General features: G+C 69.8%; 24 protein-coding genes. 16 read left to right on the top strand and 8 right to left on the bottom strand.

Annotated features, from left to right (window positions below; all coding sequences use genetic code 11):
• Positions 1-39: 39 nt before the first annotated feature.
• Together ACWGJ2_RS14660 and ACWGJ2_RS14655 are read right to left on the bottom strand one after the other, a co-directional pair.
• A complete protein-coding gene (locus ACWGJ2_RS14660) occupies positions 40-765 on the bottom strand; it encodes a class I SAM-dependent methyltransferase (protein ID WP_453346495.1) in 726 nt (241 codons plus the stop codon).
• Positions 762-1,358 (bottom strand): DUF3043 domain-containing protein, encoded by a 597-nt coding sequence (locus ACWGJ2_RS14655; protein WP_453346429.1) that lies wholly within the window; start codon positions 1,356-1,358, stop codon positions 762-764. The genes ACWGJ2_RS14660 and ACWGJ2_RS14655 overlap by 4 nt, the downstream gene beginning before the upstream one ends.
• Positions 1,359-1,644: 286 nt before the next feature.
• Here ACWGJ2_RS14655 and ACWGJ2_RS14650 point away from each other — a divergent pair, with 286 nt between their 5' ends.
• From ACWGJ2_RS14650 to ACWGJ2_RS14635, 4 genes are all read left to right on the top strand, one after another.
• Positions 1,645-2,463 carry a PspA/IM30 family protein gene (locus ACWGJ2_RS14650; RefSeq protein WP_453346428.1) on the top strand — a complete coding sequence of 273 codons (819 nt, stop codon included), beginning with the start codon at positions 1,645-1,647 and terminating at the stop codon, positions 2,461-2,463.
• A gap of 69 nt (positions 2,464-2,532) precedes the next feature.
• Positions 2,533-2,811, top strand: coding sequence for a PspA-associated protein PspAA (pspAA, locus tag ACWGJ2_RS14645; RefSeq protein ID WP_453346427.1), 279 nt, complete (start codon positions 2,533-2,535; stop codon positions 2,809-2,811).
• A 435-nt stretch (positions 2,812-3,246) separates the two neighbouring features.
• Positions 3,247-4,602 (top strand): sensor histidine kinase, encoded by a 1,356-nt coding sequence (locus tag ACWGJ2_RS14640; RefSeq protein ID WP_453346494.1) that lies wholly within the window; start codon positions 3,247-3,249, stop codon positions 4,600-4,602.
• 12 nt (positions 4,603-4,614) lie between these two features.
• On the top strand, positions 4,615-5,298 hold the full coding sequence (locus tag ACWGJ2_RS14635; protein ID WP_453346426.1) for a response regulator: 684 nt from the start codon (positions 4,615-4,617) through the stop codon (positions 5,296-5,298).
• Positions 5,299-5,333: 35 nt separating this feature from the next.
• Here the strand turns inward: ACWGJ2_RS14635 and ACWGJ2_RS14630 are convergent, their stop codons facing one another.
• Positions 5,334-6,218: a GNAT family N-acetyltransferase gene (locus tag ACWGJ2_RS14630; RefSeq protein ID WP_453346425.1), complete on the bottom strand. Its 885-nt coding sequence runs from the start codon at positions 6,216-6,218 to the stop codon at positions 5,334-5,336.
• 60 nt (positions 6,219-6,278) lie between these two features.
• Between ACWGJ2_RS14630 and ACWGJ2_RS14625 the strand changes: the two genes are divergently transcribed.
• Positions 6,279-6,905: an IS607 family transposase gene (locus ACWGJ2_RS14625; protein WP_453346424.1), complete on the top strand. Its 627-nt coding sequence runs from the start codon at positions 6,279-6,281 to the stop codon at positions 6,903-6,905.
• The gene (locus ACWGJ2_RS14620; protein WP_453346423.1) at positions 6,902-8,869 is read left to right on the top strand and encodes a zinc ribbon domain-containing protein; all 1,968 of its coding nucleotides are present in this window, start codon (positions 6,902-6,904) and stop codon (positions 8,867-8,869) included. Before ACWGJ2_RS14625 ends, ACWGJ2_RS14620 begins: the two co-directional genes overlap by 4 nt.
• 22 nt (positions 8,870-8,891) lie before the next feature.
• On the opposite strand, the gene nadA is transcribed toward ACWGJ2_RS14620, so the two are convergent.
• Positions 8,892-10,091, bottom strand: coding sequence for a quinolinate synthase NadA (nadA, locus tag ACWGJ2_RS14615; RefSeq protein ID WP_453346422.1), 1,200 nt, complete (start codon positions 10,089-10,091; stop codon positions 8,892-8,894).
• 279 nt (positions 10,092-10,370) lie between these two features.
• Here nadA and ACWGJ2_RS14610 point away from each other — a divergent pair, with 279 nt between their 5' ends.
• Entirely contained in the window at positions 10,371-10,724 is a 354-nt protein-coding gene (locus ACWGJ2_RS14610; RefSeq protein ID WP_453346421.1) for a HesB/IscA family protein, read from the top strand.
• 123 nt (positions 10,725-10,847) lie between these two features.
• Here the strand turns inward: ACWGJ2_RS14610 and ACWGJ2_RS14605 are convergent, their stop codons facing one another.
• Positions 10,848-12,389, bottom strand: a complete 1,542-nt coding sequence (locus ACWGJ2_RS14605; protein WP_453346420.1) for a hypothetical protein — start codon at positions 12,387-12,389, stop codon at positions 10,848-10,850.
• Positions 12,390-12,513: 124 nt separating this feature from the next.
• A complete protein-coding gene (locus ACWGJ2_RS14600) occupies positions 12,514-12,714 on the bottom strand; it encodes a hypothetical protein (RefSeq protein WP_453346419.1) in 201 nt (66 codons plus the stop codon).
• 139 nt (positions 12,715-12,853) lie between these two features.
• On the opposite strand from ACWGJ2_RS14600, the gene ACWGJ2_RS14595 reads away from it, so the two are divergent.
• Positions 12,854-13,828: a carbohydrate kinase family protein gene (locus ACWGJ2_RS14595; RefSeq protein ID WP_453346418.1), complete on the top strand. Its 975-nt coding sequence runs from the start codon at positions 12,854-12,856 to the stop codon at positions 13,826-13,828.
• Between the two features lie 85 nt (positions 13,829-13,913).
• Here the strand turns inward: ACWGJ2_RS14595 and ACWGJ2_RS14590 are convergent, their stop codons facing one another.
• Entirely contained in the window at positions 13,914-15,314 is a 1,401-nt protein-coding gene (locus ACWGJ2_RS14590; RefSeq protein ID WP_453346417.1) for an aminotransferase class V-fold PLP-dependent enzyme, read from the bottom strand.
• A 937-nt stretch (positions 15,315-16,251) separates the two neighbouring features.
• Here ACWGJ2_RS14590 and ctaC point away from each other — a divergent pair.
• From ctaC to ACWGJ2_RS14570, 4 genes are all read left to right on the top strand, one after another.
• Entirely contained in the window at positions 16,252-17,247 is a 996-nt protein-coding gene (gene ctaC, locus ACWGJ2_RS14585) for an aa3-type cytochrome oxidase subunit II (protein WP_453346416.1), read from the top strand.
• On the top strand, positions 17,244-18,974 hold the full coding sequence (gene ctaD, locus ACWGJ2_RS14580; RefSeq protein WP_453346415.1) for an aa3-type cytochrome oxidase subunit I: 1,731 nt from the start codon (positions 17,244-17,246) through the stop codon (positions 18,972-18,974). Before ctaC ends, ctaD begins: the two co-directional genes overlap by 4 nt.
• Positions 18,971-19,369 (top strand): cytochrome c oxidase subunit 4, encoded by a 399-nt coding sequence (locus ACWGJ2_RS14575; protein WP_453346414.1) that lies wholly within the window; start codon positions 18,971-18,973, stop codon positions 19,367-19,369. Before ctaD ends, ACWGJ2_RS14575 begins: the two co-directional genes overlap by 4 nt.
• A 138-nt stretch (positions 19,370-19,507) precedes the next feature.
• Positions 19,508-20,770 carry an Ig-like domain-containing protein gene (locus ACWGJ2_RS14570; protein WP_453346413.1) on the top strand — a complete coding sequence of 421 codons (1,263 nt, stop codon included), beginning with the start codon at positions 19,508-19,510 and terminating at the stop codon, positions 20,768-20,770.
• A gap of 70 nt (positions 20,771-20,840) precedes the next feature.
• On the opposite strand, the gene ACWGJ2_RS14565 is transcribed toward ACWGJ2_RS14570, so the two are convergent.
• Complete coding sequence (locus ACWGJ2_RS14565) at positions 20,841-21,245, bottom strand: hypothetical protein (RefSeq protein ID WP_453346412.1); 405 nt, start codon at positions 21,243-21,245, stop codon at positions 20,841-20,843.
• A 169-nt stretch (positions 21,246-21,414) separates the two neighbouring features.
• On the opposite strand from ACWGJ2_RS14565, the gene ctaE reads away from it, so the two are divergent.
• The 4 genes from ctaE to qcrB all read left to right on the top strand — a co-directional run bounded on the left by ctaE (position 21,415) and on the right by qcrB (position 25,638).
• Positions 21,415-22,035 (top strand): aa3-type cytochrome oxidase subunit III, encoded by a 621-nt coding sequence (gene ctaE, locus ACWGJ2_RS14560; RefSeq protein ID WP_453346411.1) that lies wholly within the window; start codon positions 21,415-21,417, stop codon positions 22,033-22,035.
• 92 nt (positions 22,036-22,127) lie between these two features.
• A complete protein-coding gene (gene qcrC, locus ACWGJ2_RS14555; protein ID WP_453346410.1) occupies positions 22,128-22,943 on the top strand; it encodes a cytochrome bc1 complex diheme cytochrome c subunit in 816 nt (271 codons plus the stop codon).
• Entirely contained in the window at positions 22,940-24,007 is a 1,068-nt protein-coding gene (qcrA, locus tag ACWGJ2_RS14550) for a cytochrome bc1 complex Rieske iron-sulfur subunit (RefSeq protein WP_453346409.1), read from the top strand. Before qcrC ends, qcrA begins: the two co-directional genes overlap by 4 nt.
• On the top strand, positions 24,004-25,638 hold the full coding sequence (qcrB, locus tag ACWGJ2_RS14545; RefSeq protein ID WP_453346408.1) for a cytochrome bc1 complex cytochrome b subunit: 1,635 nt from the start codon (positions 24,004-24,006) through the stop codon (positions 25,636-25,638). Before qcrA ends, qcrB begins: the two co-directional genes overlap by 4 nt.
• Positions 25,639-25,727: the final 89 nt, after the last annotated feature.

The following is a 25,727-nucleotide window of genomic DNA, read 5'->3' as shown; positions in this document are numbered from 1 at the left end:
GTGGCCGGTGAAGCGAACGCCCCGTGATCGGCTCCGCCGTCAGCCCCGCACCCCGCACAGGTGCAGCATGGCGGCAACGGACCGGTACGGATCCGTGCGGCCAGCGCGCAGCTCGGCGGTGACGATCCGCTCGTCCTCCTCGGAGAGCGCGCCGCCCCCCTCGCGCTCGTCGGTGGCGAAGACCTGCACCCCGTACCACTCGTGCAGCGGCGTGCCGATCCCCGCCAGCGTGGCGGTGAGGGCCTCGCGGCGGAACGCCTGCCCTGACCCGGACCCGGCCACTTCGGCGCGCTCGGCGAAGTCGAGCGCGGCCACTACGGCGTCCCAGTCACCGGCGCGGCCCGGGTGCATGGCGAGCGCGTCGTCGTTCCGTATCAGCAGGGACAGCAGTCCGCCCGTGTCCAGGACCCGGGCGAGCCCGGCGAGGGTGTTGCCGGGGTCGCGGGCCTCCATCAGCTCGCCGTGGCAGAGCACCACGTCGAACGTGCCGGGCAGGAAGGTCGCGCCCGTGTCCTGGCTGTCGCCGGGGACGACGCGGACGCGCTGGCGTATGCCCTCGGGCTCCGCCTCCAGCGCCTCGCGCACGAGCGCCAGCAGGGCGGGGTCGGATTCGAGACCGGTCACCTTGTGGCCCGCACGGGCCAGCCGCAGGGACTGCTCGCCGCGGCCGAGGCCGACGTCGAGCACACGCAGTCTGCGGCCCACCTCGAAGCGGGCCGCGATCTGCTCGTCCAGCTGCCTGGCGACCAGCTCCTGGCGGATCAGGGCTTCTCGCCGCGTGCGACCTGCGGCTTGGGCAGGCGCATCCGGCGCATCTGGAGGGTCCGCATCACCGCGTAGGCGACGGCACCGCGCTTGGGCTCGTCGGGGTAGCGCTCGCGCAGGGCCTTCTTCAGCCGGAAGACGATCAGCACCGAGTCGACGACGATCAGCACGATCACGAACAGCCACAGCAGCAGCGAGATGTTCTTGAGCTGGAGCGACGGCATCATGCTCAGCACGAGGATGATCACCGCGATGGGCAGGAAGAACTCCGCCACGCACCAGCGCGAGTCCACGAAGTCCCGGGCGTAGCGCCGTACGGGCCCCTTGTCCCTGGCGGGCAGATAGCGCTCGTCACCACTGGCCAGTGCCTCGCGCTGGCGCGCCATGTCGGTGCGCCGGGCTTCGCGCTGGCGCTTCGCCGCCTCCTTGCGGCTCTTGGGGACCTTGGCGACACTGCGGCGCTGTGACTGCGCCTCGCTGCGCTTCGGCGTCGGGCGGCCCTTGGGGGCCTGGGGGTCGCGGGTTTGGCGGGGCTCGGCCTCGGTCACCTGGGGTGACTCGGCCTGCCCGTCCTTCGAACGGCTTCGGAACACGCTTCCAAGAGTACGGTGTGCCCGCGCGCGGGCCCCAGTCCGGCAGGGGCACGATCCGGCAACACCTGCCCCAGTGCTGTCGGCCCAGCACTCCCCGGAACTCCTCGCGCACTGGCCGTGCACTCCCGCTGCCTCCTCCCTGCGCGGGAGGGGACGCCCTCGCGATCGTCCTCCAGGAGGAGCGCATCCGGGCCCGAACAGTGCGGTAATGGAACTGAGGCCCGTAGTCTGGGGTCTGTAGATGTGCGTAAGGCTCAGTCCGTTACGAAGGGGGCGCGCGAGGCCCATGAGCGGTGTCATGAAGCGTATGGGGATGATCTTCCGCGCGAAGGCCAACAAGGCCCTGGACCGGGCCGAGGATCCGCGGGAGACGCTGGATTACTCGTACCAGAAGCAGCTCGAGCTGCTCCAGAAGGTGCGGCGCGGGGTGGCCGACGTGGCGACGTCCCGCAAGCGGCTGGAGCTTCAGCTCAGCCAGTTGCAGGGCCAGTCCTCCAAGCTGGAGGACCAGGGCAAGAAGGCGCTGGCGCTGGGGCGTGAGGATCTCGCCCGCGAGGCGCTCTCCCGCCGTGCGGCCCTCCAGCAGCAGGTCACGGACCTGGAGACCCAGCACCAGACGCTCCAGGGCGAGGAGGAGAAGCTGACGCTCGCGGCGCAGCGCCTCCAGGCCAAGGTGGACGCCTTCCGTACGAAGAAGGAGACCATCAAGGCCACGTACACCGCGGCCCAGGCGCAGACCCGGATCGGCGAGGCGTTCTCCGGCATCTCCGAGGAGATGGGCGACGTCGGCATGGCGATCCAGCGTGCCGAGGACAAGACCGCACAGCTCCAGGCCCGCTCCGGCGCCATCGACGAACTGCTCGCCTCCGGCGCGCTGGACGACCAGTCCGGCATGGCCAAGGACGACATCACCGCCGAGCTGGACCGCCTCTCGGGCGGCACGGACGTGGAGCTGGAGCTCCAGCGGATGAAGGCGGAGCTGGCGGGCGGCAGCGCGCAGGACCAGCAGGCCATCGAGGGCAGCGGCGGCGGCCAGGCGGGTGCACCGCAGGGCGAGTCGCAGGGGCAGCGGGGGCAGGACACGCCTAAGTTCGACAAGCAGTGACCTGCCGCCCGGCCGCTGACCGATGGCAGCCGGACCAGTGACTCGGGGCCTCGCCAGAAGGAGAGCGACATGATCGTACGGATCATGGGGGAAGGTCAGGTGGAGCTGGCGAACAGCCACTTCGCCGAGCTGAACAAGCTGGACGACGAGCTGCTCGCCGAGATGGACTCCGGGGACGAGGCGGGCTTCCGCCGCACGCTCGCCGCGCTGCTCGACGCCGTACGGACCCTGGGCACGGCCCTGCCGGACGACGCCCTGGAGCCCTCCGAGCTGATCCTCCCCGCGCCCGACGCCTCACTCGAAGAGGTGCGGGAGATGCTCAGCGACGACGGGCTCATCCCGGGCTGACGGGCCCGGCCGAGGGGCCTGCCCGAAGGCCCTGCCCGACGGAGGAGCGGCGGTCACCACGGACACCAGGAGCAGCACGCACACCGGGCGCGTCACCGGCACCGGACGCGCCACGGACACCGGACGCGCCACGGACACCCGGTGTGTCCCGGACACGCGACGCGTCACGCACACCGGGCGCCTCGCGCACACCTGTCGCGCCACGGCGGCGGCGAGCACCCCGGTGGCCGCCGCGTCCCCTTCGCGCGGCGCCCCCGGCCTCCCGGCGCCATGGCCGCCGCACCGCTCCCGCCCGTCACCCCCGTCACCGGAGTCCCTGATTCCGGACCGGTGCCTCCGCTCTGTTCCCGGGCCCGTACGGTGCGTGGTGTGACGACGAACCATGCGACAGAGGCGGGGGCCGGTCGCTCCCGCCTCTGCGGGCTGCGCGCACACATGCGGGCCCACCCGTACCTCGTGGACACGCTGCTCGCCCTGGGCGCCTTCGTGGCGACGCTGCTCGGCGCCGCCACCGACCCGCACGGGCCCGACGGGCGCCCCCACTTCGGCGACCGCGAGCTGAGCCACCAGACCGTCGTCCTCGCGGCCCTCGCCTGCGCCGTGCTGGTGCTGCGCCGCCGCGCCCCGCTGCCGGTGCTGTGCATCACCAGCCTCATCTGCGTCATCGGCCTGATCATCGACACGGACACGCTCGCCCCCGGCGACCGCCGCGCGCCGATCGTGCTGGCCGCGATCATCGCCCTCTACACCGTCTCCAACCGCACCGACCGGCTCACCAGCTGGCGGGTGGGCGCCGTGACGGTCGTCGTGCTCGCGGGCTCGGCCGTGCTCTTCGGGCCAGGGCCCTGGTACGCGCAGGAGAACCTCGGCATCCTCGCCTGGACCGGGCTGGCGGCGGCGGCCGGGGAGGCCGTCCGCAGCCGCCGCGCCTTCATCGACGCCATGCGCGAGCGGGCCGAGCGCGCCGAGCGCACCCGCGAGGAGGAGGCCAGGCGCAGGGTCGCGGAGGAGCGGATGCGCATCGCCCGCGAGCTGCACGACGTCGTCGCGCACCACATCGCCCTCGTCAACGTCCAGGCGGGCGTCGCCTCGCACGTCATGGACCAGCGCCCCGACCAGGCCAAACAGGCGCTCGCGCACGTACGGGAGGCGAGCAGGCACGCGCTGGACGAGTTGCAGACGACGGTCGGGCTGCTGCGCCAGTCGGGCGAGAGCACGGCCCCGACCGAGCCCGCGCCAGGGCTTGAGGTGCTGGACGAACTGGTGGAGGGCTTCGTACGGGCCGGACTCACCGTCGACGTCGAGGGCGAGCCGCGCGAGGTGGGGCCGCTGCCCTCGGCCGTCGACCTCACCGCCTACCGCGTCGTCCAGGAGGCGCTGACCAACGTCCAGAAGCACGTGGGCACCGGAGCACGCGTCGAGATCGGACTCGTGCGGGAGCGGCACTTCCTGGAGGTCACCGTCACGGACGACGGCGCGGGCGTGCCCGGGGAGGCCGAGGACACGGGCGGCGGGCACGGACTGCTGGGGATGCGGGAGCGCGCCGCCGCGCTGGGCGGCGACTGCGAGACGGGGCCCCTCGCGGGCGGGGGCTTCCGGGTGCGGGTACGGCTGCCGCTCCAGCCGGCGTCCAGGGCGGGAGAGGACGAGGCAGAGGCGCGGGGGGAGAGCGAGCGCGCACACGGCGAACGGGGTGAACAGGGTGAACGGGGTGAACGCCCGCCCCGGCACCGGCCGTGCGGCGGCGCACGGCAGGATGAGCGGGAGCCGGAGGATACGCATCAGGCGTAAGGAGACCCGCGCATGACGATCCGTGTCGTACTCGCCGACGATCAGGCACTGTTGCGCAGCGCGTTCAAGGTGCTGGTGGACTCCGAGGCGGACATGGAGGTGGTGGGCGAGGCGTCCGACGGCGACGAGGCCGTCGCCGTCGCCCGCGAGCAGCGCGCCGACGTCGTCCTCATGGACATCCGCATGCCGGGCACCGACGGCCTCGCCGCGACCCGCGCCATCAGCGCCGATCCCGGGCTCGCCGACGTCAAGGTCGTCATCCTGACCACCTTCGAGGTCGACGACTACGTGGTGCAGTCGCTGCGCGCGGGAGCCTCCGGCTTCCTCGGCAAGGGCGCCGAGCCCGACGAGCTGCTCTCCGCCATCCGCGTCGTCGCCCACGGCGAGTCCCTGCTCTCGCCGGTCGCGACGAAGGGCCTGATCGCCCGGTTCCTCGCCCAGGGCGGCTCCTGGGACGGCACGGGCGAGGGCCGTACGACCCCCGCCGAGCTGGACGTCCTCACGGGGCGCGAGCGCGAGGTGCTCACCCATGTCGCGGGCGGCCTCTCCAACGACGAGATCGCCTCCCTGCTCTCCGTCAGCCCCCTCACGGTCAAGACGCACGTCAACCGCACGATGTCCAAGCTCGGCGCCCGCGACAGGGCGCAGTTGGTGGTCGCGGCGTACGAGAGCGGGCTCGTACGGCCGCGCGGCTGAGCACGGCCCCGGGCTCCTGGGCTCACGGGGGGGGGCTACAGGAAGGCGCCCGACGGGATGTACGGCGACGGCGGGCGCATCCCGCGCAGGCAGACCCAGCCCGCCGTGGTCACCTCAAGACCCGCCGCGAGCCCCACGTCGACGGCCCACTGCTGCTCGGCGGTCAGATCGTGCACCGTGGCCTCGGCGCCCTCGGGCAGGCTCAGCAGCGCCGTCGTCAGCAGCCGCGTCGCGAGGCGGCGCGAGGTCGCCGCGAGGAGTTCGACCTTGCCCTCGGGCGTCAGATAGCAGTAGCCGCTGCCCGCGAGGTCGTCGGAGACGAAGAGGCGGCAGTGGCGGACCAGGAACTCGTGGTCGGGGCCGTGCGCCCCGCCGCGCAGCCGCCGGTCGACGGAGTCCATCAGGTCCCGGTGCGCCGTCGAGCCCACCACGGCCGGCTTGTCGGGAGTGGGCAGGCGCGAGGGGTCGAGCGTGCCGTGCAGCCGCATGGTGGGGTGCAGCGTGAACCCGGCCCTGCGGTAGGCGCGGGCGGCGGCCGGGTGGGTGGAGCAGCAGATGATGCCCCGCAGACAGTGCCTGCCCAGCTCGCGCACCCGGCTCAGCAGCGTGCCGCCCACGCCCTTGCCCCGCGCCTCGGGCAGCACCACCAGCAGCGCGAGCCCCCAGGTGCCCTCCCGCAGCACGGCCTGCGCCGCGCCCACCGGGCGGCCTGCGGCGTCCTCGGCCAGCCAGCTCCCGCCGGGGGAGGTGCGGACCAGATGCCGGATCTTCTCCCGGCCGCGCGCCTCCCGCTCGGGGGAGGGCGCGGGCACCGGGCGCGCGTCTCCCGGCCCGGTGGGCGGGGCGGCGAAGGCGGCCCGCATGAGGGCCCGGACCGCCTCGGCGTCCTCCTCGGTGTCGTGGACCGGTCGCAGCAGCATTGGCGCAGGCTAATCAATTTCGTTAGTCATCCCTAGTGTTGTGCAGGTATTGTTATGTGCATGGAGTTGCTGCGTACGTCCAAGGCCGCGAAGCGTCTGGGGATTCACCCGATGACGCTTCGTCAGTGGGCTATTGACGGCAAGATGCCTTTCTCCTGGGTGGGTCGTGAGCGCCGCTTCTCCTCGGTGGATGTGGAGAACATGAAGCGTGGCGGCGATGCAAGGACGCGTCCTCGTCTTGAGCTGCTGTACGTGCGCGTCTCCGGCTCGGCCGGTCAGGAGTCCTCGCTGGCCGCACAGGAAGAGCAGTTGCGAGCTACTGCCTCGGGCGAGGTCGTGAAAGTCGTCAAGGACCGGGGATCGGGCCTTCGGGAGAACCGCCCCGGTCTCAACCGGGTGCTGGCGATGGTCTCCGACGGCACCGTGACGGTGGTGCGGGTGACGCATGAGGACCGTCTCGCCCGGTTCGGTGTCGGCTGGCTCAAGCGCCTGTTCGCCGTATACGGCGTCACCCTCGAAGTCCTGCACCCGAAGAAGTCCGGCGGCCGGGACGAACTCCTCGAAGACTTCGTATCATTGGTTACCACTTTCGCCGGGCGGTTGTACGGGATGAGATCGGCGGACGCCCGCAAGCGGCTTCTCGCCGAGACCGGCCAATGCGCTGGCGAACAGGATCGTGCCGCGTGAACCGGAAACTGCCGCTTGCCGAGGGCGAGACCTCCCGCACCGGCGGCGCCCGTGGCCTGCTGCGCACCGCAGTCGATGAGAAGACTGGCGAACTCCTGTCCGCCGCTGTGCTGGCCGAACGTGTCGGCTGGGTCATGGACTTGGTGTCCGACATGGCCGGAGCGCTGACCGCCGAGCACTGGAACGCGCACGACGTGAACGTGTTGGCCTCGGGTGAGGACGCGGGAGGCAGGAAGCTGCCCTCGAACGCCTGGATGGCCCTGCGCCGCCTCGGCTGGGCTGTCGCCCCGCCCAAGGGCGTCACGGTCAATGACCGGATCGTGCGCATGGCTCAAGAACAGGCCGGACGTGCTGTGCGCTCAGCGAAGTGGCGGGCCGACCTGGCTGCGGGCATCCACGCCTCGTGGCCCGCTGATCCGGCCAAGCGCTCCCCCGACGAGTGGGACCATGTACGCGAAGCCATCCCCGGCGGCACGTGCCTGCCCTCCAGTGTGATCCGCTCCCGCTCCCGCCAGATCGCCGCCTTCATGCGCAGGCACGGCAGGCTGCCGGTCGATGTGTTCGAGTTGGAGCCCGCGCCCCGCACCGCCCGGATGCTGTTGCTGTCCGCATGCGACGGGCAGCAAGCCACCCTCGCACGCGGCGATGAGCCCGGACGGGCGCTGCTGCGCCTGAAGCTCCCCACTCGCCCCGACCCGGCCTCCTACCGGGACTGGACGTGGGCCGCCTGCCCCATCGTGCTCCCGCCGACGGTTTCCGCAGACGCGGTGCTGCACCTGCCCACCCTGCGCGTCCACCAGGGGCGGGTGCGGGCCGATCTCGCCTACACCCACCCCGTCCCCAAAGCCCGGCGCACCGGGCACACGGTCGCGCTCGGTGTGGACTGGGGCCTGAACACCCTGCTGTCCGCCGGTGCTGTGCGGCTGCACGAGGGCAAAACCATCACCGCACTCGGCGCGGGCGGCATGTTCCGTGCCTCCGGCGTCCTCGCCAAGCAGCACCGGCTGCGCCGTCTGTCCGAGCACCTGCACACCAAGACTGACCAGTACCAGCGGCTCATCGCAGGCGACGAACAGCACGATCTGACACCCCGGTACCACATCCTGCGGGATGAGGCCCGTCGAGTCTCCGACAAACGCTCGAACCTCAACGATGCCCTGGCCCGGGCCGCCGCACGCTGGGCAGTCGATCAGGCCATCGCCACCGGGGCCACGGTGATCTATGTCGAAGACCTGCGCTCCATGGAAGCACTTGGTATGGGCCGCACCCACAACACCCGCATGTCCCAGACCGTGCGCGGACAGATCGTGAAGCGGATGCGGCACCTCGCCGCCGAGACCGGTATCGCCGTCGTGACCGTGCCCGCGAGGAACACCTCCAGGCACTGCCCGCAGTGCCTGGTACCCCTGCGGCACCGCAAAGCCCCGGACAGGCCCACCACACCGGGTTGGAAATGGGCGCTGTGCCGCTCGTGCGGATACCAGGGCGACCGCGACGCCGCAGCGTGGAAGCGCATCGCCGCACGCGGCCTTACCCACCAGAGGAAGACCGTCGTTGACCGCGCTGACGGTGCCATGGCCATCCGCACTGTCGTGGACAAGTCCGAAGCAGGCGCGGTGATCACACCCGTGCTGAAGACGAGCCGGGACCGGTCCAAGACCGGGCCCACACGGCACCAGACAACACGCCCCGCGCCCAGGCGACGCAGGGCACCCTCCCCCACCAGGCCGCAAGGCCCGGCGGGCAAGCGTCCGGAGGGACACGCACCAATGGGCCGGACCGGGCTGCCCCGCGCAGCCCACCGGCACCAGGGCGTGACGACGACCAGCACACCCACCAACCGGCCCCACAGGCCACGAGGAGCAGCACTGGGCGCGGGCTTCCATCTCCACGCCCACGCTTCCCCTCCACGATGGGCAGATCGCACGCCAGACACAATGTCTCGCATGCGATCGCTCAGCTGATCAGAGACGCTATGACCGGCGCTTACGGCAGCGCCAGCATCCGTTCCAGCGCCAGCTTCGCGAACTTCTCGGTCTCCGCGTCCACCTCGATGCGGTTGACGACCCGGCCCTCCGCGAGCGATTCCAGCGCCCAGACGAGGTGGGGGAGGTCGATCCGGTTCATGGTGGAGCAGAAGCAGACCGTGCGGTCCAGGAAGACGATCTCCTTGTCCTGGTCCGCGTAGCGGTTCGCCAGGCGCCGCACCAGGTTCAGCTCGGTGCCGATGGCCCACTTGGAACCGGCGGGGGCCGCGTCCAGTGCCTGGATGATGTGCTCCGTCGAGCCGACCTGATCGGCGGCCGCGACGACCTCGTGCTTGCACTCGGGGTGCACGAGGACGTTGACGCCGGGTATGCGCGCCCGTACATCCTCGACCGACTCCAGCGAGAAGCGGCCGTGCACCGAGCAGTGCCCGCGCCACAGGATCATCCGCGCGTCCCGCAACTGCTCGTGGGTGAGCCCGCCGTTCGGCTTGTGCGGGTTGTAGACGACGCAGTCGTCCAGGGACATGCCCATGTCGCGCACGGCGGTGTTGCGCCCGAGGTGCTGGTCGGGGAGGAAGAGGACCTTGGCGCGCGCGTGATCGCCCGAGGCGCCCTGGCCGAAGGCCCACTCCAGGGCCCGCTTGGCGTTGGAGGAGGTGCAGATGGTGCCGCCGTGCCTGCCGGTGAACGCCTTGATGTCGGCGGAGGAGTTCATGTACGAGACCGGGACGGTGACGTCCGCGACCCCCGCCTCCGTGAGCACGTCCCAGCACTCCGCGACCTGCTCGGCCGTCGCCATGTCGGCCATGGAGCACCCGGCGGCCAGGTCCGGCAGCACGACCTGCTGACGGTCGCTGGTGAGGATGTCAGCGGACTCGGCCATGAAGTGCACGCCGCAGAAGACGATGTACTCGGCGTCGGGCCGGGCCGCTGCCTCGCGGGCCAGCTTGAAGGAGTCCCCTGTCACATCGGCGAACTCGATGACCTCGTCGCGCTGGTAGTGGTGCCCGAGGACGAAGACCTTGTCGCCCAGCTTCTCCTTGGCCGCGCGGGCGCGCTCGACGAGACCGGGGTCGGAGGGGGCGGGCAGATCGCCGGGGCACTCCACGCCGCGCTCGCTCTTCGGGTCTGACTCGCGTCCGAGCAGGAGGAGTGCGAGGGGAGTCGGCTCTGGATCCAGCGGCTGGGCGGTGTTCACGGCACCCACCCTTTCTCTGATGTCGGATGTCGCGTCGAGGCTTTTCGTCTAACTGACGCTATCTATCATAGCCGCTTCACGTCACTTTGACGATGCCCATCGCGTCAATGTGACGCACTCCCGTTGGTGCCGCCCGGTGTGCGAGCATGAGAGGGGAGAACGTCGCGAGACGCGAGACACGTAAAGAAATCCGTCATGACGTGCCAGCCGGAATGAATCCGGGATGCCGCCGGTTGCAGTGGGCGGCAGAGCAGTCCGTACAACCCGGGAGAGAAGCAGATGTCCGTTTCGGACGAGACCGCTGTGAGCGAGGGCATCATCCTGTCCGACGCCGCCGCGGGTAAGGTCAAGACCCTGCTGGAGCAGGAGGGCCGGGACGATCTGGCGCTGCGTGTCGCCGTCCAGCCCGGTGGCTGCTCCGGCCTGCGCTACCAGCTCTTCTTCGACGAGCGCTCGCTCGACGGCGATGTCGTCAAGGACTTCGACGGCGTCAAGGTCGTCACCGACCGGATGTCCGCCCCGTACCTCGGCGGTGCCTCCATCGACTTCGTCGACACCATCGAGAAGCAGGGCTTCACGATCGACAACCCGAACGCCACCGGCTCCTGCGCCTGTGGCGACTCCTTCAGCTGAGCCGACTCCAGGGCGTCCCCAGGGGCGGCCGAGCGGCGCTGAGGCCACTGAGCACAGGACGAAGGCGGCGGATCCCGAGCGGATCCGCCGCCTTCGTCGTCCTCCGGCCCCGTCAGCGGGCGCCTACTTCTTGTGCGGCAGCGTGTCGCCGTCCTTCGCGTCCACGACCTCGCGGTCGCCCAGCGCCTTGTCCAGCTCGACCTCGACGGTCTGCCGCTTCGCCATCTTCACGCACATCTTGTCCGGGTCCGGGTCCTTCGGCGCGACGGTGACCTCGACCCGCTCGCCCGACTCGTCGGCGCTCGCCTCGTACTTGTCGCAGACCCCGCCCCAGAACGTCAGCTTCAGGGTGTTGCCCTCGCTCGTGTACGAGGTGACGGCCTGCGCGCCTGCCTCGGAGCCGCCGCCGGTGCCGATGTCACCGCCACCGGAGCCGGAACCGGAGCCCGAGCCGGAACCGGGGTCGGACGGCGAGCCGCCCGGGGCCGGGGCCGTGGACGCGCTGTCGCCGTCGCCGGAGGGCTTCAGATGCTCAGCGCCGAGCGCCGGATGCGTCAGCTGCCCCTCGGTGCCGCCCGGCAGCTCCACGTCGTAGATCCACGACGGGACGAGCACGGGCTTGCCGCTGGAGTAGTGCGTGGCCAGCCCGAACGCCGCGTCGGTCACCTTCACGGGCTTCTGCTCGCCGGAACCGGAACCGGAGTCGTTCTCCGCGCCCGCGGCGAGCGTGCTCGCGCACTTGGCGTTCTTCGGGCAGCCGACACCGGCGCCGCCGCCCGCGGCCCGCTGCTTGTTGAGCTGCTTCAGGGTGTCCTTCGCCGACAGCACCGGATACGTGGGGCCCTTCTCCAGGCGGGCCATCGTGCCGTGGGCGCGGGCCAGTTCGCCGTCGGAGTCCACCGTGAAGGAACTGTTCCAGCCGTTGGTCGGCAGCCCGGCGACCTCGGGTGCCGCGCTCACCGTGCGCTGCGAGGCGGCCGTGGCGCTCGCGTCCAGTTCCGCGCCCTCCTGCTCCAGCGCCTTCAGCGCGGGCCGCACCGCGTCCTTCGCCTCCTCGGCGGAGACGGGCTCGCCCTTCCCCGAATCGGGGACCGACTGCGTGCTGCCCCGTGCGCTGTACGTCCAGCTCCCCGCGGGCTCCCCGGTGCTGACGGTGAGGACGGGACCGGTGCCGCCCTTGTCCTTCTTCCCGGAGTCCTCGGCGACGACCCAGCGGCCGTCCTCCTTCTCCGGGCTCCCCGGCACGTCGAGGGCCTTGGCGAGGGCCGCCACGTCCGCCTCCTTCACACCGTCGGGCGCGGGGCGGTGCACGGCGGCGGACGAGGGCCCGTCCGGGAGGGGCCCGTTGGCCCGCAGGGGCTGGGTGTTGGTCGGCTCACCGGGGGCGATGTCCTTCTCGCCGCCCTCCGACGCCTGCTCGCCCAGGGCGAGCCCGTCCAGCGCGAGCGGTGGCGGTTCGCTGCCGCCGCCGGGCGCGGCCTGGTCTCCGCTTCCGGCCGTCGACGCCCAGTAGGCTCCGCCTCCGCCCGCCAGCAGGACGGCCGTCGCGACGGCGAGGACGGTCAGCCGCGGTCCGCGCCGCCGCGCGGACCGCTCGTCGGGCTTGGCAGGGGCGTCCGGGTGTGTGGCATCCCCGTCGTTGACAGGGGACGGTTCGGTGCTCACCGCATCGCTCCTTCTTCGGCTCCGCTCATCACGTGAGGTCCCAACCCCTCGGGCGGGGACGGACGTGGATGGGACGGAGCCGAAGAGCGGGCGGTTCCAGGCGGTGTTCCTTCCGGCGCTCCTCTCAGTCGCCGTACTCGGACATACCGTCCAGCAGCCGGGCCGACCGCGAGGGCACCCGGACCCCGCGCAGCGCCTCCGGCGGGACGGGCACCACCACGGGAGACGGGCTGGTCACGGACCAGTGGGGGGCCATCCGCGCGCAGTCACCGCGCAATTGGTCAAGGGATTCGGGTTCGGCCGGGGGACGCAGGGGTTTCTCCATGACGCTGACGCTACGCATTCGGTGAGGTGCCTGGAAGGACCTACTATCGGGTAGTTCTGCCCTGTTCGGATACGAGCGGGGAGCGGGTAGCGTGAAGGAGCCCTGCAACCGACTCCTCTTCACAGGAGCAGATTTCGTCGTGCGTATCGCAGTCACTGGCTCAATCGCGAACGACCACCTGATGACCTTCCCGGGTCGCTTTTCCGACCAGCTGGTCGCGGACCAGCTGCACACGGTCTCGCTCTCCTTCCTCGTCGACACCCTCGACATCAGGCGAGGAGGAGTGGGAGCAAACATCGCATTCGGCATGGGTCAGCTCGGGGCCAGGCCGATTCTCGTCGGTGCTGCCGGTGAGGACTTCGAGGAGTACCGCGCCTGGCTCGACCGGCACGGCGTGGACACCGATTCCGTCCACATCTCCGAGGTACGGCACACGGCCCGCTTCGTGTGCACCACCGACGCCGACCACAATCAGATCGGCTCCTTCTACACCGGGGCCATGAGCGAGGCCCGGCAGATCGAGCTGCACCGGGTGGCCGAGCGCGTCGGCGGGCTCGACCTCGTCTGCATCAGCGCCGACGACCCCGAGGCGATGATCCGCCACACGGAGGAGTGCCGCACCCGCTCCATCCCCTTCGCGGCGGACTTCTCGCAGCAGATCGCCCGCATGGAGGGCCCGGACATCCGGGTCCTGCTGGAGGGCGCCACCTACCTCTTCTCGAACGAGTACGAGAAGGAGCTCATCGAGAGCAAGACCGGCTGGACCGACGCGGAGATCCTCGCCAAGGTCGGCACCCGCGTCACCACGCTGGGCGCACGCGGCGTCCGCATCGACCGCGAGGGCCAGGAGCCCATCCAGGTCGACGTCCCGGCGGAGGAGCGCAAGGCCGACCCCACCGGCGTCGGCGACGCCTTCCGCGCGGGCTTCATGTCCGGGCTCGCCTGGGGCGTCAGCCTGGAGCGCGCGGCGCAGCTCGGGTGCATGCTGGCCACGCTGGTCATCGAGACCGTCGGCACCCAGGAGTACGAGCTGAAGCGCACCCACTTCATGGAGCGCTTCACGAAGGCGTACGGCCATGACGCGGCGGCCGAGGTCCAGGCTCACCTGGTCTGACGGGCGTCACGCGCACGGTTTCCACGGAGGGGCCGCTCCACGGGGGCGGCCCCTCCGTGGTGCCCGGGGGCGCCCCCGTGGAGGCTCACGCGCTGCGGCGCACCCGGAAGGCCGTGCCCTCCGCGCCCAGGAACGCGTGCCCCCGCATCTCGCACCAGGCGGGGATGTCCAGCCGGGCCGCCTCGTCGTCCGCGAGCACCGTGACCACGCCGCCGACCGGCACGTCCCCGATCACCTTGGCCAGCTCGATCACCGGTACGGGGCACAGCTTGCCCAGCGCGTCGACGGTCAGCCCCCCTGCCATGGACCCGGCGTCGCCGTCCACCTCGGGTGCGTGCCCCCGCACCGGGGCGCCGAGCCGCTCGCGCACGTCCCGCACGGCGCCCGGAAGCACGGAGAGGAAGCGCTCCACGTCCCGCTCCAGCTCGCCCTGGGGCGTGCCCGCTGGCAGGGAGACCCGGACGTTGCCCTCCGAGAGGACGCCCATCGCCCGCAGCACATGGCTGGGCGTCAGCGTGCTCGACGTGCACGACGAACCCGAGGAGACGGAGAACCCCTCGCGGTCCAGCGCGTGCAGCAGGGCCTCGCCGTCCACGTACAGACAGGAGAACGTCACCACGTGCGGCAGCCGCCGCACCGGGTCGCCGACCACCTCCGCGTCCGGCACCAGCTCGGGGACCCGCGCCCTGATCCGGTCCACCAGGCCGCGCAGCCGCGCCGCCTCCGCGTCCGCCTCGGCGCGTACGGCGCGCAGCGAGGCGGCGGCCGCGACGATCGCCGGGATGTTCTCGAAGCCCGGCGCACGGCCCGACTCCCGCTCGTCCGAGGGGCCCGGCACGGCGAACCGCGTCCCCTTCCGCACCGCCAGCAGCCCCACGCCCGGGGGGCCGCCCCACTTGTGCGCGCTGCCCGCGAGCACCGACCAGCCCCCGGCGACCGGTCCCCACGCCAGCGACTGCGCCGCGTCCACCAGAAGGGGGACACCGCGCTCGGCGCACACCTCGGCGACCTCACCGACCGGCTGTTCGGTTCCCACCTCGTGGTTCGCCGACTGGAGACAGGCGAGCGCGACGGGCCCTTCGAGCGCGGCGGCGTACGCGTCGGGCGACGCGCGCCCCGTACGGTCGACCGCCACCTGGCGGACCTCGCCGCCGGCGGCCTCGTGCGTCTGGGCCGCGTGCAGCACGGCCGAGTGTTCGACGGCGGAGACGACCAGGGCGCCGCCGGTGCGGCGGCGGCCCGTGAGCGTCGCGGCGACAGCCGTGTGCAGTGCCTGGGTGCCCGAGGTGGTGAACGTCAGCTCGTCGGGGCGGCACCCGACGGCTTCCGCGGTGGTCTCGCGGGCCGCGTCCAGCAGCATCCGGGCCCGGCGGCCCTCCCTGTGGGGGCGCGCGGGGTCCGCCCACCCCTCCTCCAGCGAAGCGATCAGCGCCTGCCGCGCCACGGGGTGAAGCCCCACGCCTGAAGCGGCGTCCATATACGACACCCCCGCACGGTAGCGGGTCCCCTTCGCGGGGTGCGGCTCCCTTCGCGGGGTGCGAAAGGAAACGGGGGGTTGCCCCTTCACCGGTCCGCACCGCCTCACGGGGCACGAGGTGAAGCCTTCACGGCGTGCCCCTCTCCTCAGAGGGTGCGCCTATCCGGGTGCCCCTCGGGGTGTCGTTCGCGGCTGCGGCCCGGTGGCACGGGTTGTGCCCACCCTCCCCCAGCTACCGCTGGGAGGTGCCCCCTCGCCCAGCGGGACGATTGCCCACAACAGGGGTGGCGCCTCGCCGTCGGCTTTCCGCGGCAGGGCTGGGCCCGTACCGCGAGGTACGGGCACTCAGCATGGGAACAACCTCGGCAGGCCACCGGCGTGCTGGTGGCCACCGGGGTGGGAGGTGGTGTGGCGGGGTGTCCCCGCAGGGCAGCGAGTCACCGGCGGAGAGCCGAAAGCGAGACGGTTTCGCCCGAGGAGACGCCCCGGCGCGGCGCCGACCCCCACCACACAGGCACCCCATAACCACGGTGGAAACCCGAATCACGCGGCGCCAGCCGCATCGCACCGCAACCACACGCCGCGCCGTAGCCACCGGCCCGCACCCGGAAACGGTGCCCCGCCACCCCCTGCGTGAAGCGGCACAAAAATCAGCGCGGGACCCCACGGCACCCACCACACCGGCCAACCGTCCCGCGCAACACCCCCGTGAAGGGGTGCCCCACCGGCGAGTCGGCGGGCCGTCAGATAGGGCCCGGGAGGCCGCTATTCCACTCCATCGGGGAGTCCCGCGGCGCGTTACGCACCCTCCCCGCGCGCCCCCAAATAGCGTCCAGTAGGGTTTGGTCCGCATAAACATCCAAACCCCTGCCCGCGCCAGGGCCCGCGCCCGACCAGCAATAGGCCGAGCCCGGATGGGCGGGCGAGACTCTCGGGAAGGCGCTACGTGAGTCCCAACGGCTCCGACCTCCCCCACCGCCCTACGGGCGGGGGCGGTTCCCCCTCGTCGCGGCGCCCGATGCGGCGGAAGCTGCACCAGGCGCTTGCCGCGGGCCTGGTCCTGGCGACCGCGACCGGTTGCACATATAAGGACTTCCCCCGCCTTGGTATGCCCACCCCGGTCACGGATGAGGCTCCGCGGATCCTCTCCCTGTGGCAGGGGTCGTGGGCGGCAGCGCTCGCCGTGGGCGTGCTGGTCTGGGGTCTGATCGTGTGGAGTGTCATCTTCCACCGGCGTTCCAAGACCAAGGTCGAGGTACCTCCGCAGACCCGGTACAACATGCCCATCGAGGCGCTGTACACCGTGGTCCCCATCATCATCGTGGCGGTGCTCTTCTACTTCACCGCGCGCGATGAGACGAAGCTCCTGGCGACCTCCAAGAAGCCGGACCACGTCGTCAACGTGGTCGGCTACCAGTGGAGCTGGGGTTTCAACCACATCGAGAACGTGGACGGCAAGGCATCCACCGACAACACGGATGACAAGGAACTGGATGCCATCCCCGACCGGATGAGGTCGACCTTCCCGAAGGGCGCCGAGGGCGTCTACGAGGTCGGCACCCCTGGTGAGCGGAACCCGCAGAACAACAACCCGGGTCCGACGCTGTGGCTGCCGAAGGGCGAGACGGTTCAGTTCATCCTGACCTCGCGCGATGTCATCCACTCCTTCTGGGTGGTGCCGTTCCTGATGAAGCAGGACGTCATCCCCGGCCATGTCAACCGCTTCGAGGTGACCCCCAACAAGGAGGGCACCTTCATGGGCAAGTGCGCCGAGCTGTGCGGCGTGGACCACTCCCGGATGCTCTTCAACGTGAAGGTCGTCTCCCCGGAGCGTTACCAGAAGCATCTGGAGGACCTGGCGAAGAAGGGCCAGACCGGCTACATCCCGTCGGGTACCGCCAGCACGGGCGGCGCCAAGAATGCGGAGACGAATAACCCGTGAGCATCCTCAACGAACCCCAGGGTGCCGCCACCGCGACCGCCGAGGCAGCACCGCCAGTACGGAAGAAGACCCCCGGCGCCGTCGTGGTGGACTGGCTGACCACCACAGACCACAAGAAGATCGGGACGCTCTACTTCGTCACGTCCTTCGCGTTCTTCTGCCTCGGCGGCATCATGGCGCTCTTCATGCGCGCCGAGCTGGCCCGCCCCGGCATGCAGGTCATGTCGAACGAGCAGTTCAACCAGGCGTTCACCATGCATGGCACCGTCATGCTGCTGATGTTCGCCACCCCGCTCTTCTCGGGCTTCGCGAACTGGATCATGCCGCTCCAGATCGGCTCGCCCGATGTGGCCTTCCCGCGGCTGAACATGTTCGCGTACTGGCTGTACCTCTTCGGCTCGCTCATCGCCGTGGGTGGCTTCCTCACCCCGCAGGGCGCCGCGGACTTCGGCTGGTTCGCCTACTCGCCGCTGTCGGACGCGGTCCGCTCGCCGGGCGTCGGCGCCGACATGTGGATCATGGGCCTGGCCCTCTCCGGCTTCGGCACCATCCTGGGTTCGGTCAACTTCATCACCACGATCATCTGCATGCGCGCCCCTGGCATGACGATGTTCCGGATGCCGATCTTCACCTGGAACGTCCTGCTCACCGGTGTCCTGGTGCTGCTGGCCTTCCCGGTGCTCGCCGCCGCGCTGTTCGCCCTGGAGGCGGACCGCAAGTTCGGGGCGCACGTCTTCGACGCGGCGAACGGAGGAGCGTTGCTGTGGCAGCACCTCTTCTGGTTCTTCGGCCATCCGGAGGTCTACATCATCGCGCTGCCGTTCTTCGGCATCGTCTCCGAGGTCATCCCGGTCTTCAGCCGTAAGCCGATGTTCGGCTACATCGGCCTGATCGGCGCGACGATCGCCATCGCGGGCCTCTCCGTGACGGTCTGGGCGCACCACATGTACGTGACGGGCGGGGTACTCCTACCGTTCTTCTCGTTCATGACGTTCTTGATCGCGGTTCCAACGGGTGTGAAGTTCTTCAACTGGATCGGCACGATGTGGAAGGGATCCCTTTCCTTCGAGACGCCGATGCTGTGGACGATCGGCTTCCTGATCACCTTCACCTTCGGTGGTCTGACGGGCGTCATCCTGGCCTCGCCGCCGATGGACTTCCACGTGTCCGACTCGTACTTCGTGGTGGCGCACTTCCACTACGTGGTCTTCGGCACCGTCGTCTTCGCGATGTTCGCGGGCTTCCACTTCTGGTGGCCCAAGTTCACCGGGAAGATGCTGGACGAGCGCCTCGGCAAGATCACTTTCTGGACGCTGTTCGTCGGCTTCCACGGCACCTTCCTGGTGCAGCACTGGCTGGGCGCCGAGGGCATGCCGCGCCGTTACGCGGACTACCTGGACGCGGACGGCTTCACGGCCCTGAACACCCTGTCGACGATCAGCTCGTTCCTGCTGGGCCTGTCGATCCTGCCGTTCCTCTACAACGTCTGGAAGACGGCGAAGCACGGCAAGAAGATCGAGGTCGACGACCCGTGGGGCTACGGCCGTTCGCTGGAGTGGGCGACCTCCTGCCCGCCGCCTCGGCACAACTTCCTCACGCTGCCGCGGATCCGCTCCGAATCCCCGGCGTTCGATCTGCACCACCCCGAGATCGCCGCTCTCGACCAGCTTGAGAACCAGGGCTCGGACGAGAAGGCGCTGGCCGGCAGCAAGGAGGCCGGGAAGTGAAGATCCAGGGCAAGATGTTCCTCTGGCTGGCCCTCTTCATGCTCGTCATGGCGATCGTCTATGGCGTGTGGTCGAAGGAGCCGGTCGGCACCACGGGTCTGTTCCTGGCCTTCGGGCTCTCCGTGATGATCGGCTACTACCTGGCGTTCACCGCGCGCCGTGTGGACGCGGGCGCCCAGGACAACAAGGACGCGGACGTCGCCGACGACGCCGGTGAGCTGGGCTTCTTCAGCCCGCACAGCTGGCAGCCGCTGTCCCTGGGCCTCGGTGGCGCCTTCGCCTTCGCGGGTGTCGCCTTCGGCTGGTGGCTGGTGTTCGTCTCGGCGCCGCTGCTGATCATCGGCCTGTTCGGGTGGGTCTTCGAGTACTACCACGGCGAGAACCGCACCCAGTAGCACCAGCGCCGCACCAGTAGCACGCGCGGTATCCGTCCGCATCCGACGGACGAGGGTCGGCCCCCGGTCACTCCGGGGGCCGACCCATTTGTATGCGCTCAGCGGGCCCGAGTTGGTGATTCTTCATATTTTGGGCCCATGAGTCACTGGTCGAACAGATCCAAACGCCGGATGGCGATGAGCGGCGCCCTCATGCTGGCTCCCCTGGCGGTGGGGCTCACCGCGTGCGGCGAGGACACGGATCCGCTCTCAAGTGCTCCGTACGACGCCGGTGAGCACGTGTCCGTGAAGGCCACGGCCGACGGCGGAGCCGTGGACCCCAGAAAGCCCCTGGAGGTCACCACCTCGGGCTCCGAGGACAAGCTGGCCGACGTCACCGCCAAGGACGCCGTCGGCCGCTACGTGGCCGGTGAACTCTCGGCCGACGGCACCAGATGGCGCAGTACAGGCCCGCTGACCGCGGGCGCGCACTACACCGTCCAGGTCAGCACCGAGAACGGGGACGGCGAGCCGGGCCGCCGCACCCTGGACTTCACCACGAAGCCCGTCGACTCCAAGAAGCTCTCGGTCACCTTCGGCCCCGACGCGGGCACCTACGGGGTCGGCCAGCCGGTCACGGCCGAGCTGAGCCACAAGGTGAAGGACCCGGAGCAGCGCCAGCGCGTCGAGGGCGCGCTCTCCGTCACCTCTCACCCGGAAGTGGAGGGCTCCTGGCACTGGGTGGACGACAAGGAGCTCCACTACAGGCCGCGCGCCTACTGGCCCGCTCACGCCTCCGTCACGGTCAGCTCCGACCTCAAGGGCGTCAAGGTGCGCGACGGCCTCTACGGCGGCGCCACAAAGCCGCTGAAGCTGCGCACGGGTGACCGGGTGGAGGCCATCGCGGACGCCTCGGCGCACCAGATGAAGGTCAAGAAGAACGGCAGGACCATCAACACCATGCCCATCACCACGGGCAAGGCCGGATTCCGCACCCGGCACGGCACCAAGGTGATCCTCGGCATGGAGTCCTTCGTCCGGATGAGGGGCACCAGCGTCGGCATCGCCGAGGGCAGTTCGGAGTCCTACGACCTGCCTGTCCGCTGGGCCACCCGGCTCACGTGGAGCGGCGAGTACGTGCACGGCGCGCCCTGGTCCGTCGGCTCACAGGGCGCCTCCAACGTCAGCCACGGCTGCACCGGACTGAGCACCAGCAACGCGAGCTGGTTCTTCCACCACGTCCGTCCGGGTGACCTCGTCACGCACGTCAACACGCAGGGCGAGAAAATGCCCACTTTCGGGAACGGATTCGGCGACTGGAACATGGGCTGGGACGAGTGGCGCGAGGGCAGCGCCCTGGAGTCCCAAGGACGCGAAGAGGGCGGGCCGGCCGGTCAGGCCAGGCTCCGCCCCCAGGTGTGACGCGTCAGACGCGTCGGGTGTGTCACGCGCCGCGGGCGTCCCGTGAGGCTCGGGGGACGTCCCGTACGGCTCAGGCGCCCGCGAGCTGGTGGTTCTCGCGGAGCAGCCCCGCGAGGGCGTCCGCGAGGGCCACCGGGTCGACGGGGTGAGACACGACGGACTCGGCGCGGCTCCAGGTGGCCAGCCAGGCGTCCTGGGGGCGGCCGATGAGCAGCAGCACGGGCGGGCACTCGAAGATCTCGTCCTTGATCTGCTTGCAGACCCCCATGCCCCCGGCCGGGGCGGTCTCGCCGTCCAGCACGCAGACGTCGACGACCCGCTCCTCCAGGGTGGCGAGCAGCGCGGGCAGGGTGGCGCACTCGATGTACCGGACCGGAGGGACGTCGGAGGCGGGCCGTTTCCCCCCTGCGAGCCGCACCTGTTCGCGGGTGTTGGCGTTGTCGCTGTAGACCAGCACCGTGGCGGTCGGCTGCATTGTTCCTCCGCGTATGGGTCTCGGGGGCCGTTCCGCGGATGCTACTCCCTCCGACGCCCCGTCAACACCGGTTCGCACGCCCTCGGGATGGGCCGTTTGAGCAGCACACGGGGGGCTGACACACCGAACAGCACCCCCCGAAGTGAGGCCGGGATAAGCGACCGACATAATGTCGGTCGTGGCGACAGCAACAGCAGTAGAAACCGGGCACGCGCACCCGTCGGTCAATCGGCCGAATCTCACCAGTGTCGGAACCATCATCTGGCTGAGTTCCGAGCTGATGTTCTTCGCGGCCCTCTTCGCGATGTACTTCACCCTGCGATCGGTGACGGGCGCCGAGTACTGGAAGGAACACGCCGAAGCGCTGAACCTTCCGTTCTCCGCGACGAACACCACGATCCTGGTGCTTTCCTCTCTCACCTGCCAGCTCGGCGTCTTCGCCGCCGAGCGCGGGGACGTGAAGAAGCTGAGGGGGTGGTTCATCGTCACGTTCGTTATGGGTGCGGTCTTCATCGGCGGCCAGGTCTTCGAGTACACGGAGCTGGTCAAGCACGAGGGCCTTTCGCTCTCGTCGGATCCGTACGGATCGGTGTTCTACCTGACCACCGGCTTCCACGGACTCCACGTGACGGGCGGTCTGATCGCGTTCCTGCTCGTACTGGGCAGGACGTACGCGGCCAAGCGGTTCACCCACCAGCAGGCCACTGCCGCCATCGTCGTGTCCTACTACTGGCACTTCGTCGATGTCGTCTGGATCGGCCTCTTCGCCACGATCTACCTGATCAAGTAAACGATCGGGCGGCGGCCCGGAGCCCGCTTCGGACCGCGAGACAGACTTAGCCAGAAGCATCGACGCAGAAGATCCTGACACCGGGGTAATCCGTGAAAAAGCTCTCCGCACGACGGCGCCATCCGCTGGCGGCGCTCGTCGTCCTACTCTTCGCGCTGGCGGCCACCGGGGGGCTGTACGCCGCGTTCGCTCCTGCGGGCGAGGCGAAGGCCGACCAGGAGAAGTCGAGCCAGTCCCTCGCGATCGATGAGGGCAAGAAGCTCTACGCCACCGGCTGCTCAAGCTGCCACGGAACCGGCGGCCAGGGCACCAGCGACGGTCCGAGCCTCGTCGGCGTCGGCGCGGCGGCCGTGGACTTCCAGGTCGGCACCGGCCGCATGCCCGCGCAGCAGCAGGGGCCGCAGGCGCCGAAGAAGAAGAAGATCTACAGCCAGGACGAGATCAACCAGCTCGCGGCCTACGTCGCGTCCCTGGGCTCCGGTCCGTCCCAGCCCACCAAGGGGCAGTACGACCCCAACGGCGCCGACGTCGCCAACGGTGGCGAACTGTTCCGTACGAACTGTGCCCAGTGCCACAATTTCACCGGCGAGGGTGGAGCACTGACGCACGGCAAGTTCGCTCCGGATCTCGGTGACGTCGATTCGAAGCACATCTACGAGGCCATGCAGACCGGCCCGCAGAACATGCCCTCCTTCCCCGACACCGTGATGCCGGAGAAGGACAAGAAGGACATCGTCGCCTACCTCAAGACGGTGAACAGCGACAAGTCGGAGAGCCCCGGCGGCTTCAAGCTCGGTGGCTTCGGCCCCGTGGCCGAGGGCATGTTCGCCTGGGTCTTCGGTATCGGCGCGCTGGTCGGTGTCGCTGTCTGGGTCGCAGCTCGGACCGCAAAGGCCAAGAAGTCATGAGTAGTCAGACTGGATCACACGAGAACGTGTCAGACGAGAACCTGCCCAGTGCGCAGGAAGACGCACACGGCGCGGTGGCGGTGAAGGACGATCCGTTCGCGGATCCGGGCCTTCCGCCCCACGAGCACCGTGTCCAGGACATCGACGAGAAGGCCGCCAGGCGCTCCGAGCGTGCTGTCGCCTTCCTGTTCGTCGTGTCCATGCTGGCCACCGTGGGCTTCATCGCCTCGTATGTGGCCTTCCCGATCGACAAGATCGTTTACGTCTGGCCGCTCGGTCACGTCAGCGCCCTGAACCTGGCGCTGGGTGTCACCCTCGGCATCGCCCTCTTCTGCATCGGCGCCGGCGCGGTCCACTGGGCCCGCACGCTGATGTCCGACGAGGAGATGGTCGACGAGCGGCACGCGGTCGCGGCCGAGCCCGAGGTCCGGGCCAAGGTCATGGAGGACTTCCGGCAGGGCGCGAAGGAGTCGCAGTTCGGCCGCCGCAAGCTCATCCGGAACACGATGTTCGGCGCGGTGGCCCTGGTGCCGCTCTCCGGCGTCGTCCTCCTGCGCGACCTGGGACCGCTGCCCGAGGACAAGCTCCGCCACACGATCTGGAAGAAGGGCAAGCTGCTGGTCAACGAGAACACCATGCAGCCCCTGAAGCCCGAGGACATCTCCGTCGGCTCGCTCACCTTCGCCATGCCCGAGGGCCTGGAGCCGGAGGACGAGGAGTTCCACAAGGAGATCGCCAAGGCGGCCCTGATGCTCGTCCGGCTGGAGCCGAAGGACATCAAGGACAAGCGGGAACTCGACTGGTCCCACGAGGGCATCGTGGCCTACTCGAAGATCTGCACCCACGTCGGCTGCCCGGTCAGCCTCTACGAGCAGCAGACGCACCACGTGCTCTGCCCGTGCCACCAGTCGACCTTCGACCTGTCCGACGGTGCGCGCGTCATCTTCGGTCCCGCAGGACACCCGCTGCCGCAGCTCAACATCAGCGTCAACAAGGACGGCTTCCTCGAAGCGCAGGGCGACTTCGCTGAGCCCGTCGGTCCGGCCTTCTGGGAGCGCGGATGAGTACTGCAACCGACACCACCGCGGCCAAGCGGAAAGCACCCGCCGGTGAGCGGGTCGCCGACTGGGCCGACGGCCGGCTGGGCATCTACAGCCTGGCCAAGGCCAACATGCGCAAGATCTTCCCGGACCACTGGTCCTTCATGCTGGGCGAGGTCGCGCTCTACAGCTTCATCATCATCATCCTGACCGGTGTCTATCTGACGCTGTTCTTCCACCCGTCGATGAACGAGGTGGAGTACCACGGCGCCTACGTGCCGATGCAGGGCATCAGGATGTCGGAGGCGTACGCCTCCACGCTGGACATCAGCTTCGACGTCCGCGGCGGTCTGCTCGTGCGGCAGATCCACCACTGGGCGGCGCTGATCTTCCTCGCGGCGATGTTCGTGCACATGATGCGCGTCTTCTTCACGGGCGCCTTCCGCAAGCCGCGCGAGGTCAACTGGCTGTTCGGCTTCCTGCTGTTCGTGCTGGGCATGTTCACGGGCTTCACCGGCTACTCGCTGCCGGACGACCTGCTGTCCGGTACGGGCGTCCGCTTCATGGAGGGCGCGATCCTGTCCGTGCCGGTGATCGGCACGTACATCTCGATGTTCCTCTTCGGCGGGGAGTTCCCAGGGCACGAGATGGTGCCCAGGTTCTTCGCGGCGCACGTACTGCTGCTGCCCGGCATCATGCTGGGCCTGCTGGTGGCGCACCTGATCCTGGTCTTCTACCACAAGCACACGCAGTTCGCCGGACCAGGGCGCAAGAACAGCAACGTCGTCGGCATGCCGCTGCTGCCGGTCTACATGGCCAAGGCCGGAGGCTTCTTCTTCCTGGTCTTCGGCGTCATCGCCGTCATCGCCGCGTGCTTCACCATCAACCCGATCTGGGTGCTCGGGCCCTACCGGCCCGACCAGGTGTCGACGAACGCGCAGCCCGACTGGTACATGGGCTTCTCCGAGGGCCTGATCCGGTTCATGCCGGGCTGGGAGGTGAACCTGTGGGGCCACACGCTTGTGCTGGGTGTGTTCATCCCGCTGATCATCTTCCCGCTGGTGCTGGCGGCCATCGCGGTCTACCCGTTCATCGAGTCGTGGGTCACCGGTGACAAGCGCGAGCACCACATCGCCGACCGGCCGCGGAACGCGCCGACCCGGACCGCCTTCGGCGCGGCCTGGATCAGCTGGTACTTCGTGCTGCTGGTGGGCGGCGGCAACGACCTGTGGGCCACGCACTTCCACCTGTCGATCAACTCGATCACGTACTTCGTACGTGTCGGCTTCTTCGTCGTCCCGATCCTCACGTTCATCGTGACGCGGCGGATCTGCCTGGGCCTCCAGCGCAGGGACAAGGAGAAGGTGCTGCACGGGCGCGAGTCCGGCATCATCAAGCGGCTGCCGCACGGTGAGTTCATCGAGGTGCACGAGCCCCTCTCGCAGGAGCAGCTGCACACCCTCACCGCGCACGAGCAGTACAAGCCGTACGAGATCGGCCCGTCGACCGACGAGAACGGTGTCCGCCGCAAGGTCACCCGCGGGCAGAAGCTGCGCGCGCGCCTCTCGAAGGGCTACTACGGCGAGGAGGCCCAGATCTCCAAGCCGACGGCTGAGGAGTACAAGGAGATCACCAGCGGTCACGGTCACCACTGACGCGCCGCTGAGGCGCTGCTGAGACAGCGCGTACGACGCACACACCGAACGTCGCCACGTTCGAGGGGTCCGCGGGTTCGCCCGCGGGC

Source organism: Streptomyces sp. NPDC054796 (genome assembly GCF_053611545.1).
This window is presented reverse-complemented; position numbering and strand designations above follow the sequence as displayed.

Coding starts and splice junctions, on each gene's coding strand:
- ACWGJ2_RS14625 (WP_453346424.1), top strand. CDS start 6,279: ATGGAGTTGCTGCGTACGTCCAAGGCCGCGAAGCGTCTGGGGATTCAC.
- pspAA (WP_453346427.1), top strand. CDS start 2,533: ATGATCGTACGGATCATGGGGGAAGGTCAGGTGGAGCTGGCGAACAGC.
- ACWGJ2_RS14630 (WP_453346425.1), bottom strand. CDS start 6,218: ATGCTGCTGCGACCGGTCCACGACACCGAGGAGGACGCCGAGGCGGTC.
- ACWGJ2_RS14640 (WP_453346494.1), top strand. CDS start 3,247: ATGCGGGCCCACCCGTACCTCGTGGACACGCTGCTCGCCCTGGGCGCC.
- ACWGJ2_RS14565 (WP_453346412.1), bottom strand. CDS start 21,245: ATGCAGCCGACCGCCACGGTGCTGGTCTACAGCGACAACGCCAACACC.
- ACWGJ2_RS14600 (WP_453346419.1), bottom strand. CDS start 12,714: ATGGAGAAACCCCTGCGTCCCCCGGCCGAACCCGAATCCCTTGACCAA.
- qcrB (WP_453346408.1), top strand. CDS start 24,004: ATGAGTACTGCAACCGACACCACCGCGGCCAAGCGGAAAGCACCCGCC.
- ACWGJ2_RS14650 (WP_453346428.1), top strand. CDS start 1,645: ATGAGCGGTGTCATGAAGCGTATGGGGATGATCTTCCGCGCGAAGGCC.
- ctaE (WP_453346411.1), top strand. CDS start 21,415: ATGTCGGTCGTGGCGACAGCAACAGCAGTAGAAACCGGGCACGCGCAC.
- ACWGJ2_RS14635 (WP_453346426.1), top strand. CDS start 4,615: ATGACGATCCGTGTCGTACTCGCCGACGATCAGGCACTGTTGCGCAGC.
- ACWGJ2_RS14610 (WP_453346421.1), top strand. CDS start 10,371: ATGTCCGTTTCGGACGAGACCGCTGTGAGCGAGGGCATCATCCTGTCC.
- qcrA (WP_453346409.1), top strand. CDS start 22,940: ATGAGTAGTCAGACTGGATCACACGAGAACGTGTCAGACGAGAACCTG.
- ACWGJ2_RS14570 (WP_453346413.1), top strand. CDS start 19,508: ATGAGTCACTGGTCGAACAGATCCAAACGCCGGATGGCGATGAGCGGC.